The sequence below is a fragment of the Gilliamella sp. wkB18 genome, from assembly GCF_001690875.1.
Classification (GTDB): domain Bacteria; phylum Pseudomonadota; class Gammaproteobacteria; order Enterobacterales; family Orbaceae; genus Gilliamella; species Gilliamella apicola_A.
Window position 1 is genome coordinate 1 of sequence record NZ_LZHM01000040.1, and the last position, 15,018, is coordinate 15,018.

The 15,018-nt window shown below is 32.0% G+C and carries 13 protein-coding genes and 1 tRNA gene; 4 read left to right on the plus strand and 10 right to left on the minus strand.

The genetic code is table 11. The features are described from left to right. Positions 1 to 872: 872 nt before the first annotated feature. The 8 genes from A9G48_RS03355 to A9G48_RS03390 form a co-directional block, all read right to left on the minus strand. A tRNA-Cys gene (locus A9G48_RS03355) sits at positions 873 to 946 on the minus strand. Positions 947 to 1,559: 613 nt separating this feature from the next. Beyond that, positions 1,560 to 1,781 carry a hypothetical protein gene (locus tag A9G48_RS03360; RefSeq protein ID WP_034945428.1) on the minus strand — a complete coding sequence of 74 codons (222 nt, stop codon included), beginning with the start codon at positions 1,779 to 1,781 and terminating at the stop codon, positions 1,560 to 1,562. A 246-nt stretch (positions 1,782 to 2,027) separates the two neighbouring features. Next, positions 2,028 to 2,735, minus strand: coding sequence for a tRNA pseudouridine(65) synthase TruC (truC, locus tag A9G48_RS03365; protein ID WP_051825185.1), 708 nt, complete (start codon positions 2,733 to 2,735; stop codon positions 2,028 to 2,030). 22 nt (positions 2,736 to 2,757) lie between these two features. Further along, positions 2,758 to 3,576 carry a pyridoxal phosphatase gene (locus A9G48_RS03370; RefSeq protein ID WP_034945425.1) on the minus strand — a complete coding sequence of 273 codons (819 nt, stop codon included), beginning with the start codon at positions 3,574 to 3,576 and terminating at the stop codon, positions 2,758 to 2,760. A 99-nt stretch (positions 3,577 to 3,675) separates the two neighbouring features. Then, positions 3,676 to 4,281 (minus strand): recombination mediator RecR, encoded by a 606-nt coding sequence (gene recR, locus A9G48_RS03375; protein WP_034945422.1) that lies wholly within the window; start codon positions 4,279 to 4,281, stop codon positions 3,676 to 3,678. A gap of 129 nt (positions 4,282 to 4,410) precedes the next feature. After that, the gene (locus tag A9G48_RS03380; protein ID WP_034945419.1) at positions 4,411 to 5,094 is read right to left on the minus strand and encodes a response regulator transcription factor; all 684 of its coding nucleotides are present in this window, start codon (positions 5,092 to 5,094) and stop codon (positions 4,411 to 4,413) included. 2 nt (positions 5,095 to 5,096) lie between these two features. Then, on the minus strand, positions 5,097 to 6,545 hold the full coding sequence (locus tag A9G48_RS11345; RefSeq protein WP_065569147.1) for a sensor histidine kinase: 1,449 nt from the start codon (positions 6,543 to 6,545) through the stop codon (positions 5,097 to 5,099). Positions 6,546 to 6,549: 4 nt separating this feature from the next. After that, entirely contained in the window at positions 6,550 to 7,893 is a 1,344-nt protein-coding gene (locus A9G48_RS03390; RefSeq protein WP_034945406.1) for a vWA domain-containing protein, read from the minus strand. 752 nt (positions 7,894 to 8,645) lie between these two features. On the opposite strand from A9G48_RS03390, the gene apt reads away from it, so the two are divergent. From apt to A9G48_RS03405, 3 genes are all read left to right on the plus strand, one after another. Then, on the plus strand, positions 8,646 to 9,197 hold the full coding sequence (gene apt / locus A9G48_RS03395; protein WP_034945403.1) for an adenine phosphoribosyltransferase: 552 nt from the start codon (positions 8,646 to 8,648) through the stop codon (positions 9,195 to 9,197). 246 nt (positions 9,198 to 9,443) lie between these two features. Next, entirely contained in the window at positions 9,444 to 10,214 is a 771-nt protein-coding gene (ddaH, locus tag A9G48_RS03400; protein WP_034945399.1) for a dimethylargininase, read from the plus strand. Between the two features lie 50 nt (positions 10,215 to 10,264). Next, on the plus strand, positions 10,265 to 11,674 hold the full coding sequence (locus A9G48_RS03405; RefSeq protein ID WP_065575781.1) for a basic amino acid/polyamine antiporter: 1,410 nt from the start codon (positions 10,265 to 10,267) through the stop codon (positions 11,672 to 11,674). A 15-nt stretch (positions 11,675 to 11,689) separates the two neighbouring features. Here A9G48_RS03405 and A9G48_RS03410 read toward each other — a convergent pair whose 3' ends face one another. After that, a complete protein-coding gene (locus A9G48_RS03410; RefSeq protein WP_034945392.1) occupies positions 11,690 to 12,439 on the minus strand; it encodes a tRNA1(Val) (adenine(37)-N6)-methyltransferase in 750 nt (249 codons plus the stop codon). Further along, the gene (gene nfi, locus A9G48_RS03415) at positions 12,429 to 13,094 is read right to left on the minus strand and encodes a deoxyribonuclease V (RefSeq protein WP_442903333.1); all 666 of its coding nucleotides are present in this window, start codon (positions 13,092 to 13,094) and stop codon (positions 12,429 to 12,431) included. The genes A9G48_RS03410 and nfi overlap by 11 nt, the downstream gene beginning before the upstream one ends. Before the next feature lie 59 nt (positions 13,095 to 13,153). On the opposite strand from nfi, the gene A9G48_RS03420 reads away from it, so the two are divergent. Then, the gene (locus tag A9G48_RS03420) at positions 13,154 to 13,735 is read left to right on the plus strand and encodes an IMPACT family protein (RefSeq protein ID WP_034945386.1); all 582 of its coding nucleotides are present in this window, start codon (positions 13,154 to 13,156) and stop codon (positions 13,733 to 13,735) included. Positions 13,736 to 15,018 lie beyond the last annotated feature (1,283 nt).

The window sequence follows — 15,018 nt, forward strand, 5'->3', positions numbered from 1 at the left end:
TTTATAACCTTTTGATTTAAAGCCTCTTTTTTCGTCGCTTCTTTTTTGGATCTCGGCTTTTGATAATGCCATGGTTTGCCTCTTGATTTTTTGTTAATCGGTGATATATTAAGGTCATCGGCGGGGTCGCACCCCCGCCTTTGATTGGAACTAGTAAACCGGTAGATATACCGTTAATAGAACCAAGAGAATTAAGATCCGAATCATCTTCTTTCTCCCTTAAGCCCCCATCGAAAGCTGGGGGTTTGCTTTATCAGCCCTGCTGATGTTTATAATTATAGATGCACCTACCTATAAAGTCAACACTTTTAAAATATATTTCAAACAAAACTAAAATAAATCAATAACCCATCTGAACTATTGGCGTTTTTATATCTAAATTTTTAAAAATAAATAATCGGGGGACAAAATCGATCATGTGACCAAATCGGCGCTACACCGCACCCGCCTACGAGGTTTGTACGTGAATTTTTTTTCAGTTGGATTTTATTACAAAACAAAGCTCAAAGGCTTATTGAAAAAAGGATCTTAAAGGATCGTATAAAACTGAAATAAATGAAATACTTTTCAATATTTTTCAGTTTTTAACTTATAAAAAAGATCGGAGTAAATAATTAACGTTATGAGTAATAATAACATTTTTATTTTAGGTGAACAATAAACAGGTGTATCAAAATTTGAAATAAACCATAATTATTTAATAATCAATTAATTATTAAATAATTAAACTGAAATTTATAACGTGTATTAACTTTAGTAAGTTAAATCGATAAAACTCTATCAATAAAAATTCTTGAAAAATTTCAACCGCCATTTTACCGCCACCGGTTGTTATCTACTTAAGAAATTGTTGGGTAAGTCGTTGATTTTAATGGAGGCGCGTCCCGGAATCGAACCGAGGTAGACGGATTTGCAATCCGCAGCATGACCACTCTGCCAACGCGCCGTATAGATCGTTCTATATGAATAGGTTGCAAATATTAGCATTGGCTTATTAAGAGGTCAAGGTAAAATAGATTATAATTACATCAGTCATATTTGAAATTGAAATTTATTTAATCATTCCAAGGTTATATGGTAATTAATCATACTAATTTTAGTATTGATAAAAAATTTTAACTGCAGTTAATATGATATGCCACCTCAATTTACACAAAATAACGACATTTTATTGTGTTGAAGGATGTCTATAAATCTATGTAATATCATTGTTATTCGCAAAATCACTAGGAAATAAATAAACACCACTTAGAAATGGAAAATTGATTGATTGCCAATTAACATTAAAATCGGGTTGAAATTTGATAATGGAATCAAAAAGTAACGTTGTACAATAAAGATGCAGCTCTTCACGAGGGGGTTAATATGAAAGCTTCCCCTTGTTTTGTTAAAAGATCACTAACAATTTGTTACTGTTGCTTATTAGATATAAAATTAGGTTTCGCTATAGCATATGTTTCGGCTAATCCAGGCGTTATAAACTCAGCTAAAGTTGATACAATATTAGCTTTTTTAGATTCTTTGAAAGAGTAATCTATATTTGCTATAACATAGTTATTTTATTTAAGATTAATTAGCCAGTTACCATCAGCCTTAATCACTGATATGTTTTTTTCATCATTAGTATATTTTACGGGTTCAGATTTGACTTTATCAAGTCCACCATGTTCATCAGCAAATTGTTTACCTCGCTGTAGTACTTCTTGTATTTTTCTTTTAACGAACATTCGCATATCCATACCTTTATTATCATTATCTTTAGGAAAATTTATAAGATTCATAAGTATCTGAATCACCTTTGTAGATTGCTGTAGTAAATTTTTTTGCTACTTGTTCAGGAGAATCATTATTGGAACATGCAGTTACCATAAACCCTAATAAAATACACTTAAAAATTTCATTATCAATTTAAATTATAATTAATATATTACATAAACTCCCTTTGGTAAAATAAACAACATCAAAGGAAATAAGTTAAATAATACTAGGTAATCAAATAATTACAAAGTAATATGGAATAATGACTACTATTTAAAATTTAAAAGGATATCTTGCCAACTTTGATCTAATTTAGCTTCAATAACTATTGGTTTATGTTGGGTTGGATGTGTGATTTCAAGTTTGCTTGCGTGTAACATCAATCGTTTGATATTAAAATAAGTTGCAAATGCACGATTCTGATGTAAATCACCATGTTTGCTATCCCCCAATATCGGATGGAAAATATGTTTCATATGGCGACGTAGTTGATGTTTACGGCCTGTTTGTGGTTTTAATTCAACAAAACTATACCTTGCTGTTTCAAATTTGCTAACCTTAATCGGAACTTCAATTTTGCTGATAGATTTGTAAAATGTGACTGCATCTTGTGCTGATTTATTCTTATTAGAAAATTTATCTGCAATTTTATCTAATTCTTCAACTAAAGGGTAATCAATCACCGCTTCCCCCTCAACATAACCGCGCACAATCGCATGATACGTTTTTTCAATTTGTTTTTTTGCAAATTCTTCTGACATAATTCTTGCTACATCACTAGAAAGAGCAAACAACAAAACACCAGAGGTTGGTCTATCTAGCCTATGTATAGGGAATACATGTTGACCGATTTGATCACGCAATGTTTGCATCACAACAACTGTTTCATTTTTATCTAACCAACTGCGATGCACAAGCCAACCAGATGGTTTGTTAATGGCAATTAAGTCATCATCTTGATAAAGAATTTCAAACATAGAATATTTATTAAAATATCAATTATAAAAAGAGCTCTTCAAGCTCTTTAGCTATACTAGGGCCATTATTATCGCCAATGGCATAATTTGCTTTGGCTTTCACTTCATCATCAGCATTACCCATCGCAATCCCTAATCCAGCAATAGATAACATACTTATGTCATTATAACTGTCACCAAAAGCGACTATTTCGCTTAAATCAATATTTTCGTGCTCTGCCCAGTGAGTTAACCCATTTCCTTTGGTATTTCCTTTAACTGCTACATCTGCTCGATTTGACCAAGACCATTCACACGAAAACACTCCTAAGGAATCAACTGCATTTGAAAATTGTTGTAAAGCAGGTATATCATGGCTACTAGTAGCAAATTTAAATATAGCACCAGCTTCATCAATCAATTTCTCAAAGTTGTCAATTTTTTTGATCTCTGGTTGTAAAAATAAAGGTAAGGATTTTACCCACTTGAAAAACCCTTCAAGGTGATCATCAAGCACTTCATAAACCATCATTTTATCGGTATAAATTAAAGTATGAATGCCAAACTTATTGACTAAATTTAACAATATTTTAGCTTGTTCTTTAGTCATTGGTTTTGCAGAGAAAGTTTTCTGCCTTTCAAAATCATATAAATATGAGCCATTACAACATATCGCAGGCGTTGCTAATTTAAGTTGATAGTAATAAGGATAAATCACTGAATGATGACGCCCTGATACCAAAATAACTTTAACACCTTTAGCACTGATTTTTTCGATCATATCAATCGTTTCAGGCAAAACTAGACGGTTACTGGCTAATAGCGTACCATCCATATCAAAGGCAACAGCTTTATACTTCATATCAGACCTCGTTTCCTAACTCAATATACCAATAAAACATTTAATATCTTCAATCATTGAATGATAAATTTATAACAAACAAAAGTAATAAAATTCAAATTAGAATTCAATTTTTTGGCGACCTACAAACGAGTGCGATAACGTTGTTCCATCCACCATTTCTAATTCACCACCGACCGGCACACCATGAGCGATACGGGTTGCAATAACATTAAACTCGAAACACATTTGCGCAATATAATTTGCTGTTGCATCACCTTCTATGGTCGGATTGGTAGCCAATATGATTTCATTAATTGATTCAGAAGCCAATTTATTTTTAAGCAAATCCAAACCAATATCGCTTGGTCCAATACCATCTAATGGCGATAAGTGTCCCAATAACACAAAATAACGGCCACTATATTGCCCTGTTTGTTCAATAGCAACAATATCAGCAGGTGTTTCAACCACACAAAGTTGTCCACTACTTTGGCGACGAACATTGGCACAAATAGTACAAATATCTTTTTCTGTAAAAGTTCTACACTGCTGACAATGACCGATATTAATCATTGCTTCATGAAGCACATGCGCTAATTTGATGCCACCTTGTCTATTACGTTGTAATAAGTGAAAAGCCATTCGCTGTGCAGATTTGGGACCAACGCCCGGTAAACAACGTAAAGCTTCCATGAGAGATTCTAATAAAGGACTAATTTGCATAAATTTGTTTATTTATCATAATAAATAGAGTTAGCACTAATAATACCTTTTTTCAAGCTTCTATAAAACAAGAATTACACAACTTCTTAACTTATATGTATATAAAATTCTTAAACACATTTAAATATTTTAATAACGATAACCTAATCCATGAATTGTTTTGATTAATATAGGATTTAAAGGATCTACCTCAATTTGTTTGCGTAACTTTGAAATATGCTGATCAAGAGTTCGGCTATTTGGTGAATAATCATATCCCCAGACATAATCAAATAACATATCACGAGTAACAACTTGATTTTTATTTTTATAAAAACACTCCAGTATTTTAATTTGGCGTAGAGAAAGTTCTATAATTTGTTCACCACGTTTAGCACATAACTCCATAGGTTCAATCATTAAATCCCCAAAAATAAAGAATTCATTTATTGTTTGTTGTGGATATTGCGACTTTAAATAACGCTTTGCAATCGCTTTAATTCTGGCACGAAGTTCATGAATACCAAATGGTTTATTCATATAATCATCAGCACCAAGCTCGAGCGCAACGACACGATCAATTTCTTCATCTTTTGCTGATAAAAACAGAATTGGCACATCATCATTTTGTTTACGAATTTCACGACAAACACTGTAACCATCAAGTTCAGGCATCATAATATCTAAAATAATAAAATCAGGTTGATGCTGCTCAAATAATTCTAACGCAAATTTACCATTTTCAGCTTCAATAATAGTGTATCCTTCTTGTTCTAAAAGATCAGACATACCCCTACGGATATTTTGATCATCTTCGGCAATTAAAATTTTCATTTTTACTCCGATAAAATTAATGAAAAGGCAATGCCAGGCTCCTCATTAGTTACCTCAATTGTGCCACGCAATTGCAATGCTAATTGGTTCGCGATGGTTAACCCAATTCCGGTTCCAGAAACTCCTTCAGTTATTGAAGAATCGATACGATAAAAAGGTTTAAAGATCTGTTTTAAAAGATGATTTGGAATACCATCTCCATAATCTCGTACTGTAATAACTGTCTGTTTTTCTTCCTTATTAAGTAACAAGTCTACTTTTTTACCGTCCGCTGCATATTTTTCAGCATTGCTTAAAAAATTACTGACAATTTGCATCACCTTGTCTTCATCAGTATTAATAACATAATCCTTATCACAATTAATAATCAAATTAAGTTGTAATGATTTTGTATCTAAAATCGGCTTAAATGTGTGATAAATTCGCTCTACTAACCCAGCTAAGTTAACTAGTTTGACATTAAGTTTAGTCTGCTTATTAAAGTTAAGCACATTTTGTACAAGCCTTGTAAGCCTTTTACTTTCACTAAAAATGACATCTAGATAAGTTGGAATTGGCTCGGGTTCATCAACCAACTGTTCTTTTAACATTTCAGAGTAAAGCGTGATATTGGTTAAAGGTGTTTTAAACTCATGAGACACCTGCCCAACAAAGCTGACTTGTTGTCTGGCTAAACGAACAGTTCGAGTATAATCTCGATAGGCATACCAAACAATTCCTACAATGAAAGTAACAAATATAACCAGAGCCCAACCACCTAACCAATATAGATTAACAATCTTTGGTGATGAGTAATAATAAGTCAATTGCCAATTTTGTAATGGATAATCAAGCATCACATTGATATTGTTAGCAGAAGGCAACTCACCATTAACATAAATTTGTTTATCCCCATCAAACAATTTGAAATTATCTATAATTGGCTGATTTTCGAATAAACAAATAACATCTAATGAAAAGTTAATTAGTGAAAGCTCAAAACCTCTAATAGTATCCCTTTGCTTTGACCAAAAAATAAGATAGCCATAAGATTGATACCAACCAGAAGTTGGCTGAAATAGTTCACTTGAGGTATTAGGACTAAATAAAATAGAATTATCATACTGTATCGACTCAACAATTTTAATCCATTGCAAGTCTGTATTATTACTTAAATAAATAATTTTATTACGATGAATTTCGAATGCATTTTTGATATCTGGTTGTGATGCCAATAAATTATCAAAACTATCGGCATTTTTTTCCAAAAGTTGAAACAAGCTAGTAAGATAAACCAAACGTTGATTAAACAACGATTCAATTGATGATTTTATATTATCGACTCGGCTTTGTGCTAACATTTTTTCATGATTTTCACGCATAAAGACTTCATGTTCAATGCTACGCCAACCTAAATAAATAAAAGCTGCAATTAATATAAAAATAGATAGAATCGCTGCTAATTTCTTCATCGTTTTATTTTTTAATAACACTTTGCTTAGATTCGTATTGTTTTTCCGCCATTTGTTTACGGTAAATTTTTTCATCTTCTTTATAAACAGCATCTGCCATGATCTTATTTTTTTCCATTTGCTCTTTTAATCTTATACTGGCTTCTGGCGCACTATTGCTTAACTTTAAAGCATGTGATTCGAGCATTTTGCTATTATCATCCAATATTTTTTTGGCTGCATCTAAATTTCCTTGATTGTAAAGTTCTAATGCTTTTTCATTTTCAAGTGTAACTTTTTGTATTTCTGATTCAGCCACCACATCTTGAAGAATTGCATCATCAACAACCTCTTGTCTGTCAGTATAAGCAATTTTAATGGTATCTGTCTTTTTTTCGGTCTTCTTAGTTCGCAAGTTATCATATTCAAAAGAAACTTCAGCTAATGTTTTATTTTCACCAACTTTACCTTTAGGTGGAATAACCTCCAATAAAAGATATTTTTCTTGATTTGAATAAATTTGATTCATTCTGACAGTAACTTGGTTATCTTTAATAACCCCATCACGACCGAGTAAACGAACAGGTTTAACACCATCTTTTAGTTGAATAGTAATAATAACATCTTGCGCAATAGCTGACATTACATCATTAAATTCACGTACAAACACATTCTCAAGATCTAAAGAATTATTAACAAATACGTGATTACCGTCACTATAACTAGCAATCGACGACATCAACAACTCATTATAGTCTGCGCCAATACCAAACGTACTAATAGCTATATGCTTTTTAGCAGCAATAATTGCCAGTTCTGAAAGCTCACTGACTGAAGTTGGTCCAATATTTGCCTGTCCATCAGATAGTAAAATAATACGATTCACTTTGTCCTTAGAAAGTTGTTTTTCGACTTGATTAATACCTTTACTTAAGCCAGCAAATAAAGCTGTACCACCACCAGCAACAATATTTTCATTAATAAGATTAATCAGTTTCTGCTTATTTTTAACTTTAGTTGAAGGCACAATCACCTTAGCATCATAATCATAAGCAACAATTGATAAAGTATCATCTTCATTAAGCATGTTAACAGCGAAAATTGCAGCTTCTCGCGCTTTTGCAATGCGTTGCCCCGACATAGAACCTGAACGATCGATAACAATCGCCAAATTAATCGGCACTCGAACGGATGCATCTACTTTTTTACCTGTTAGGGATATTTTTAAATAATTTTTTTCTTGATTATTTTCTAAAATAATTGGTGATGCTAATTCAGAACGGATTTGAATATCATCAACTGATTTTGCATAGCAACCAAGAGTAAATATTGAAAGCCAGATAGCAGCTAATGTTTTTATAAATTTCATTGTTGACTCCTCATTCATAGAATAATTTATCCAATTATCGTATTTTTATCAATTAAATTGTCTAATTGATGTATCTAATTGTAAAAAATTGTAAAATACCAAAACATTGACAAATCCTATTGGAAAAAAGATTCGCATTACATAAACATTTTTATATTAATGAAATAACCTTATCACTTGGAAATATTTAATTTTTACAATATGTTGGATTTAAATTAGGTTATTACCCTAATCTACTGAAAAAAATAAATTCTTCATCACAATAAATTATCAACACTATAAGTTTAATAAGTAAAATACTCAAATAAAAATATTCTATAATTTATTCAAAAATAACCACATTAAATCTGACATATTACACATATAATTCAAACAACATCATGGAATAACCATTCATACTTAGCAAAGTAATATATCGAATTAATAATACATTCCAATAGCTACAATCTGGAAAAATGTAATGAATAATACTTATATGAATAAAAATATTTGCTTACTATGGCAAAATAATGCTTATTTAATTGTATTAATTTATTTCTTATTATTTATGCATAATGTTAGATGCAGCTATTTCCTAAATATTAAATGAAAATTAATAACAATATTAAAAATTTTCAAAAGACAAAATCCTGATAAAAAATTAATTTTATTTTTTACAACGATGTGATCCTTGTTTATTGCAAGCATAAAGAGCAAAGGTATATAATAAAAAATTAGCCATTCTTATAGAGAATATTTAGAGAGCATTGAATATGACTCAATTACAAGAAAAACTTGCACTTATAAAAAATAGTATCATCACTATTCCAAATTACCCTAAAGAAGGGATTTTATTCCGTGACATAACAAGCCTACTTGAAAACCCTATCGCATTTAAAACATCGGTTGAACTTTTTATCGAACATTATAAAGATAAAAACATTGATAAAGTCGTTGGCACTGAAGCACGAGGATTTATCTTTGCTGCACCAATCGCTCTCGCCTTAGGGGTTGGATTTGTCCCTGTACGCAAACCAAATAAGTTACCGCGTAACGTATTTAAAGAAGAGTATCAACTTGAATATGGTACCGATACACTAGAAATACATACAGATGCGATTAAAAAAGGTGAAAGAGTTTTAATTATCGACGATTTACTTGCAACTGGGGGGACTGTTGCAGCAACAGCAAAATTAATTCAAAAAGCAGGTGGCATCGCTCAAGATGCTGCTTTTGTTATTAACTTACCTCATCTACAAGGTAAAACTAAATTAATCAATATGGGAATTAATTGTTTTACATTAGTTGATTTTTCAGGCGAATAAAAACATTATTTAGGGCGAAATATCGCCCTATTTTTAAATATGCCTTCATTAATTTATCTAATTAACTCTTAAATCCCCCTCTTCTTACTACCTCAATTATGACAAGCAAAAAATAAATTTCTCTGTTTAGATTTCCTATTAACCAAATCACAAGATGCATAAAAAATCAATTTTAATATTGAAACTCACTTTAATATGAATTATTATTCATAAATAAAGCATAATTATTAAAATAGGTAAATTGAAATGAAAAAAATTAGCCACATTATCACCAGAACACCTGCCAAATCGCTTATAAATGGACTAACATCGGTTAACTTAGGAAAGCCTGATTATCAAAGAGCCTTAGAGCAGCACAATAAATATATTCAGGCATTACAGCAATGTGATGTTGATATTACCATTTTACCACCAGATGAACGTTTTCCTGATTCAGTATTTGTTGAGGATCCAGTGCTTTGCACTCCACATTGTGCCATCATTACCAGACCAGGTGTAAAAAGTCGACGCGATGAAACCAAAATCATTACTGACACCATTGAAAGATTTTACCCTAATAAAATTGAACGTATTACAGCACCTGGCACAGTTGAAGCAGGCGATATAATGATGGTTGGTGATCATTATTATATTGGTTTATCAGCACGAACTAATCAAGCTGGCGCTGATCAAACCATTGAAATATTAGAAAAATATGGATTATGTGGCTCAGTAATTAAGCTCGAAAAAGTCTTACATCTAAAAACAGGTCTTGCTTATTTAGAAAACAACAATTTATTAGCAGCAGGGGAATTTATTAAGAAACCTGAAATTCAACATCTTAATATCATTGAAATTCCTGAGCAAGAAAGTTATGCAGCCAACTGCATTTGGGTTAATGGTAAGGTAATTATGCCTGCAGGTTACCCAACAACCAAAAACAAAATTATCGCATTGGGTTATCATGTGATTGAAGTAGATACGTCTGAATATCGCAAAGTTGACGGCGGTGTTAGCTGCATGTCATTACGATTTTGAATCAATCCAAATTGTGCTTGATTAATAAAAACCAATAACAAGATTATATTATGAATATAAAAACCCAAATCAAACTAGGCATATTACCACTGACTTTATTAGTTGTAGGCAGTATTGTTGGCAGTGGTATTTTTAGCTTACCACAAAACATGGCTGAAGCATCAGGTCCTGGAGCTATATTAATTGCTTGGGTCATTACCCTATTTGGCATGCTAATGCTAACCAGAATATTTCAATATTTATCCATACGATTTTATAAAATCAATGATGGATTATATGGATACGTACGTAAAGGTTTCGGTGATTATATTGGTTTTAATGCTGCTTGGGGGTATTGGATCTCTGCTTGGATGTCATGCACCAGCTATTTAGTCATTTTATTTAGTGCATTAGGATCATTTGATTATTTTAGTTATTTTGGTAACGGTACCACTCTACCTTCAGTTATCAGTGCAATCATCTTTTTATGGATAGTTAATTTATCTATTTTAAAAGGTATTAACCAAGCATTTTTATTAAATTGCGTGGTAACATTAGCTAAAATTGTGCCTATTTGTTTATTTATTATCTGCATCATTTTAGCTTTTAAAGTGGATACTTTTAAAACCAATTTTTGGGGGACCCCGCAATTAGGATCGGTTGCCGATCAAATAAAACACACCATGCTTTATACCGTTTGGGTTTATTTGGGAATCGAAAGTGCCACAGTTTATGCATCACGCGCCAAAAGTATTTTAAGCATTAGCAGAGCCACTTTTTTCGGCTTTGCAATCACCAGTTTATTATTGATTTGCGTATCGGTACTCTCTTTAGGCATAGTGCCACAGCATGAACTGGCACAAATGAAGAACCCCTCCATGGCATTGGTGATTGAACACGTCGTAGGCAATTGGGGAGCTACCTTTATTAACATCGGACTAATTGTATCTGTTAGTGGCGGCTTATTATCATGGTTGATGCTAGCTACTGAAATGCTATTTTTAACCGGTAAAGGCAACAATCATACTGTACCAAGCTGCTTTGGAAAACTTAATAAAACAGGAACACCAGCCAATGCTTTATGCTTAACCTCAGTATTAATCAGTATATTGATGATTCTTGCACATTTTTATCAATCTGGTTATAACATTTTAATTCAACTATCAACTTCCATGGTACTTATTCCCTATCTACTTTCTGCATTTTTTGTATTAAAATTAGCAATTAATCGTGGTAATACTTTCCTAATTTTCTTAGGAACGGCCGGTTCAATTTATAGCACATGGCTTATTTATGCAGGTGGAGTCTCTTACCTATTATTATCGATGATTTTATATAGTGTTGGTTTAATATTTTATTTATATGCCAGAAAACAACGATCGCTCCCTGCTTTTAGCTTTATATACGATAAAATCTATGCCACCGTAATAATCCTATTAGGCATTATAGCAATATTCTATTTTTATGTTATATCTAGTTAAACTTCTAAATAGCTGTTATTTTCGAAACAAATAAAATTCGGCTAATAATTTTCTAAATTCTTGGGAATAACATCCATTATCATCACGCATACAAAGTTGCTGTATTAAAATATTATCCTTTTTACTTAATGAAAATGCCATTAATGACAATGAAAAATCCTTGTTAGCATTGTACTTTACATTCATTACTTGTTGTAAATATAGTTGGTTTGATTCACTCTGCAACCTGAACTGATTAGATAAATTAAATGGCAAAACCAAACAAAATACCCCTTGAGGTTTCAATAATCTTTTAACTGTATCAATGAGTTGATGAAAATTCAAACTTTCTGTATAGCGGGCTAACTGCCTTGAAGCATTCCTACATTCAACTGCTGATGCAAAATAAGGTGGATTGGTCACAATCAAATCATAAAAAGAGGTAATACCGACTTGAAATTGATTGATATCTGCTTGTTGTACAATGATCGATTGAAATCCTGCTCGCTTTATATTTTTCTGACATTGTTTTACAGCGGCTTTATCAATATCAATTGCATCGATTTGGCAAATCTGGTTTTCTAAACGCTGTGCTAGCATCAAAGCGATTACACCACAACCACTACCAATATCGAGCACACGGTGCAATTCAGAGGGAATTGGCGCCCAAGCGCCGAGTAAACAACTATCAGTAGTTACTTGCATAGGGCTTTTGTCGTGTGCAACAAAAAAACGTTTAAAAGTAAAACCTCCTTTTTTTAAAGGCTTTTGATGATTATTTGTCATATAAAAATTTCTTAAATAATGGTTTATTCGACGCAATCGCATCAGCCCAACGTGTTGGTTCAGGTAAACGATAGCCCCGCAAGCATAAATTAACCCATTTTAAAGCACTATCATGACTTACTCGGTGACCTGTTGAAATAAATAAAGGATTGCAATTATTTTTACTACATAAAACCCAACCAATCTGTTCTTGCTTATCTTGTAAAGGTGTTACATTACCTGCTTGCTTAGGTAATATTTTATATTGACCGCAAAGCCTTTTTTTAGCAACACCAATTGTTGGCATATCTAACAACAAACCTAAATGGCTTGCAATACCTAAACGCCGAGGATGAGCAACACCTTGCCCATCAACGAACAACAAATCTGGCTTCTGTGTTACCTGTTGCCAAGCGGCAAGTAGCGCAGGGTATTCTCGAAAAGACAAATAACCAGGAATATAAGGAAACCCTGTCTCGATTCGAGCAATATGATACTCAACAACCTCGAAAGTTGGATAACGCAAAATAACGATTGCCGCTCGAGTAATATTGCCATTATCTTCAAAACCGACATCAGTACCACCAACGTAATTTATTGACGAATTAAAATCATCATCGCATTTAACCTGCTTGGCTAACGCCTGCTGTGTTTGCATTAATTGTTCTAAATTGATAGACATTTTTATTCTGTTCAGTATCATTATTCCAATAGATTGATTTTATCAGAATTAGCATGCCATATACATTAGCAAATCCTACCGAGTTAACAGAAGAAATCAAAAAAAGTCGTTTTATTGTCAATGCAGCGCCAGTCACATCAGCTGAACAAGCCACCGACTTTATTAATCAAATAAGCGACCCTAACGCCACTCACAACTGCTGGGCATGGAAAATTGGTCAACAATATCGTTTTAATGACGATGGCGAGCCAACCAGTACTGCAGGGAGACCTATTTTATCCGCCATTGAAGGGCAAGACTGTGATCAAATTGTAGTGGTGATAACACGCTATTTTGGAGGCATAAAACTGGGTACTGGCGGTTTGATTCGAGCTTATGGTGGTTCAGCTAGCCACTGTCTGCAACAAGCAGAACTAATAAAGCTAATCACCCGCATTCCATTGCAATTTCATTGCTATTACAATGAGTGGTCTATTATCGAAAATCGACTTAAAGAACTCAATGCCATTATTGAAAATCAGGATTTTGATGTTGAAGGAGTAAAAGTAAGCATTGCAATTACCCCAGATAACTCACTAATTTTAAAGAAAAACATCTGTGATATTACGCGTGGACGAGTGGTTATTGAATTGTAACTTGTCACTAAGCTAACACCTATTTTCGATTAGTCATTTAAACAAAGAGTTAAATGATTAATCTACTGCTAATTCATTTTATAAAATAGTCAGTTATGCAGCAAGCTTGAAAATAGATATATAAAATAAATGATATTTACATAATAAGTTAAGCGTTATAACAGTGCTGTCATCTTATCTATAAACTAATAAATTTAGGTTGAAAGTCTTAAAATAAAGATTTCTATATGAGCTTTGGACATATTATATTACATTGACGAGATGCAAACATCAAAAATTGACTACTGTAGAAAACTTCCTATTAAAAATAACATATCAATACAGATACCAAGATACAAGAATCATCTAAGTTTAATTGGATCCCCAATCTTCTTACTTACAGCCTTTATCAATACTTGTATTTGCTCATCGCCATTAATCAAAACATAAAAAGTACCTAAACACGGATAATATTATTTTAACATGTTACCTTTTGGTGTTCCTGCTAGACAAAAATTAAAAGAAAGAATATTTGAGTTTGCCCTAATGCACATAAAACCATCTAAGCAGAATATTCCTTCCATTTTAGCATACTTAAACAAGATACTTTCCTAAAAAATGCATAGTAGTTTTCAACTGGTCATTTGAATTTACTATAAAATTTTTTCAATCTCCTTATCTCAATAAAGATTGTTATGTAATGACTTATAATCAAATATATCAGTGCGATATTGACAAACATTAATATAATAATATTTTGCTCTAACAGTTTATTTATTCCAAAAATAAAACCATATAAATAGATTAATAATGGTAAAACAATTAACAGGTTAACCAATGTCATTATTCTTCTTTAGGCTTCTAAGACAACTCGGGCTCTTTTGATACTAATTTTAAATGATGATCAAATAAAAATGATACCTGTTCTGGCTTAAAAGCATAATAAAGTTCTTTCATATATCCTTTCATCATATTTTCCTACACATAATTTTATTTTTATAAGAAAAAATGATTATAAAAGAAACAATCCAATTTATAAAATAAGATTATTTTTATCATATAGTTAAAACAATTAATTTTTCCATAAAAATCGTTTATTTAGTTCTAAAATTACTAACGATTTGAATCGTTTTGCTAAACTAAAAATTAATATATTAGCTACAATCTTAAGTGCCAAAGTTTAGCCATAATTCATTTGTTGCTTCATATCGATAATCTAATTACAATTAACTTTATCAACCTTTAATTTCTAACTCCATGATTAAATACAGTAATGCCACATTAGAAAATTTACCGTTTATTGT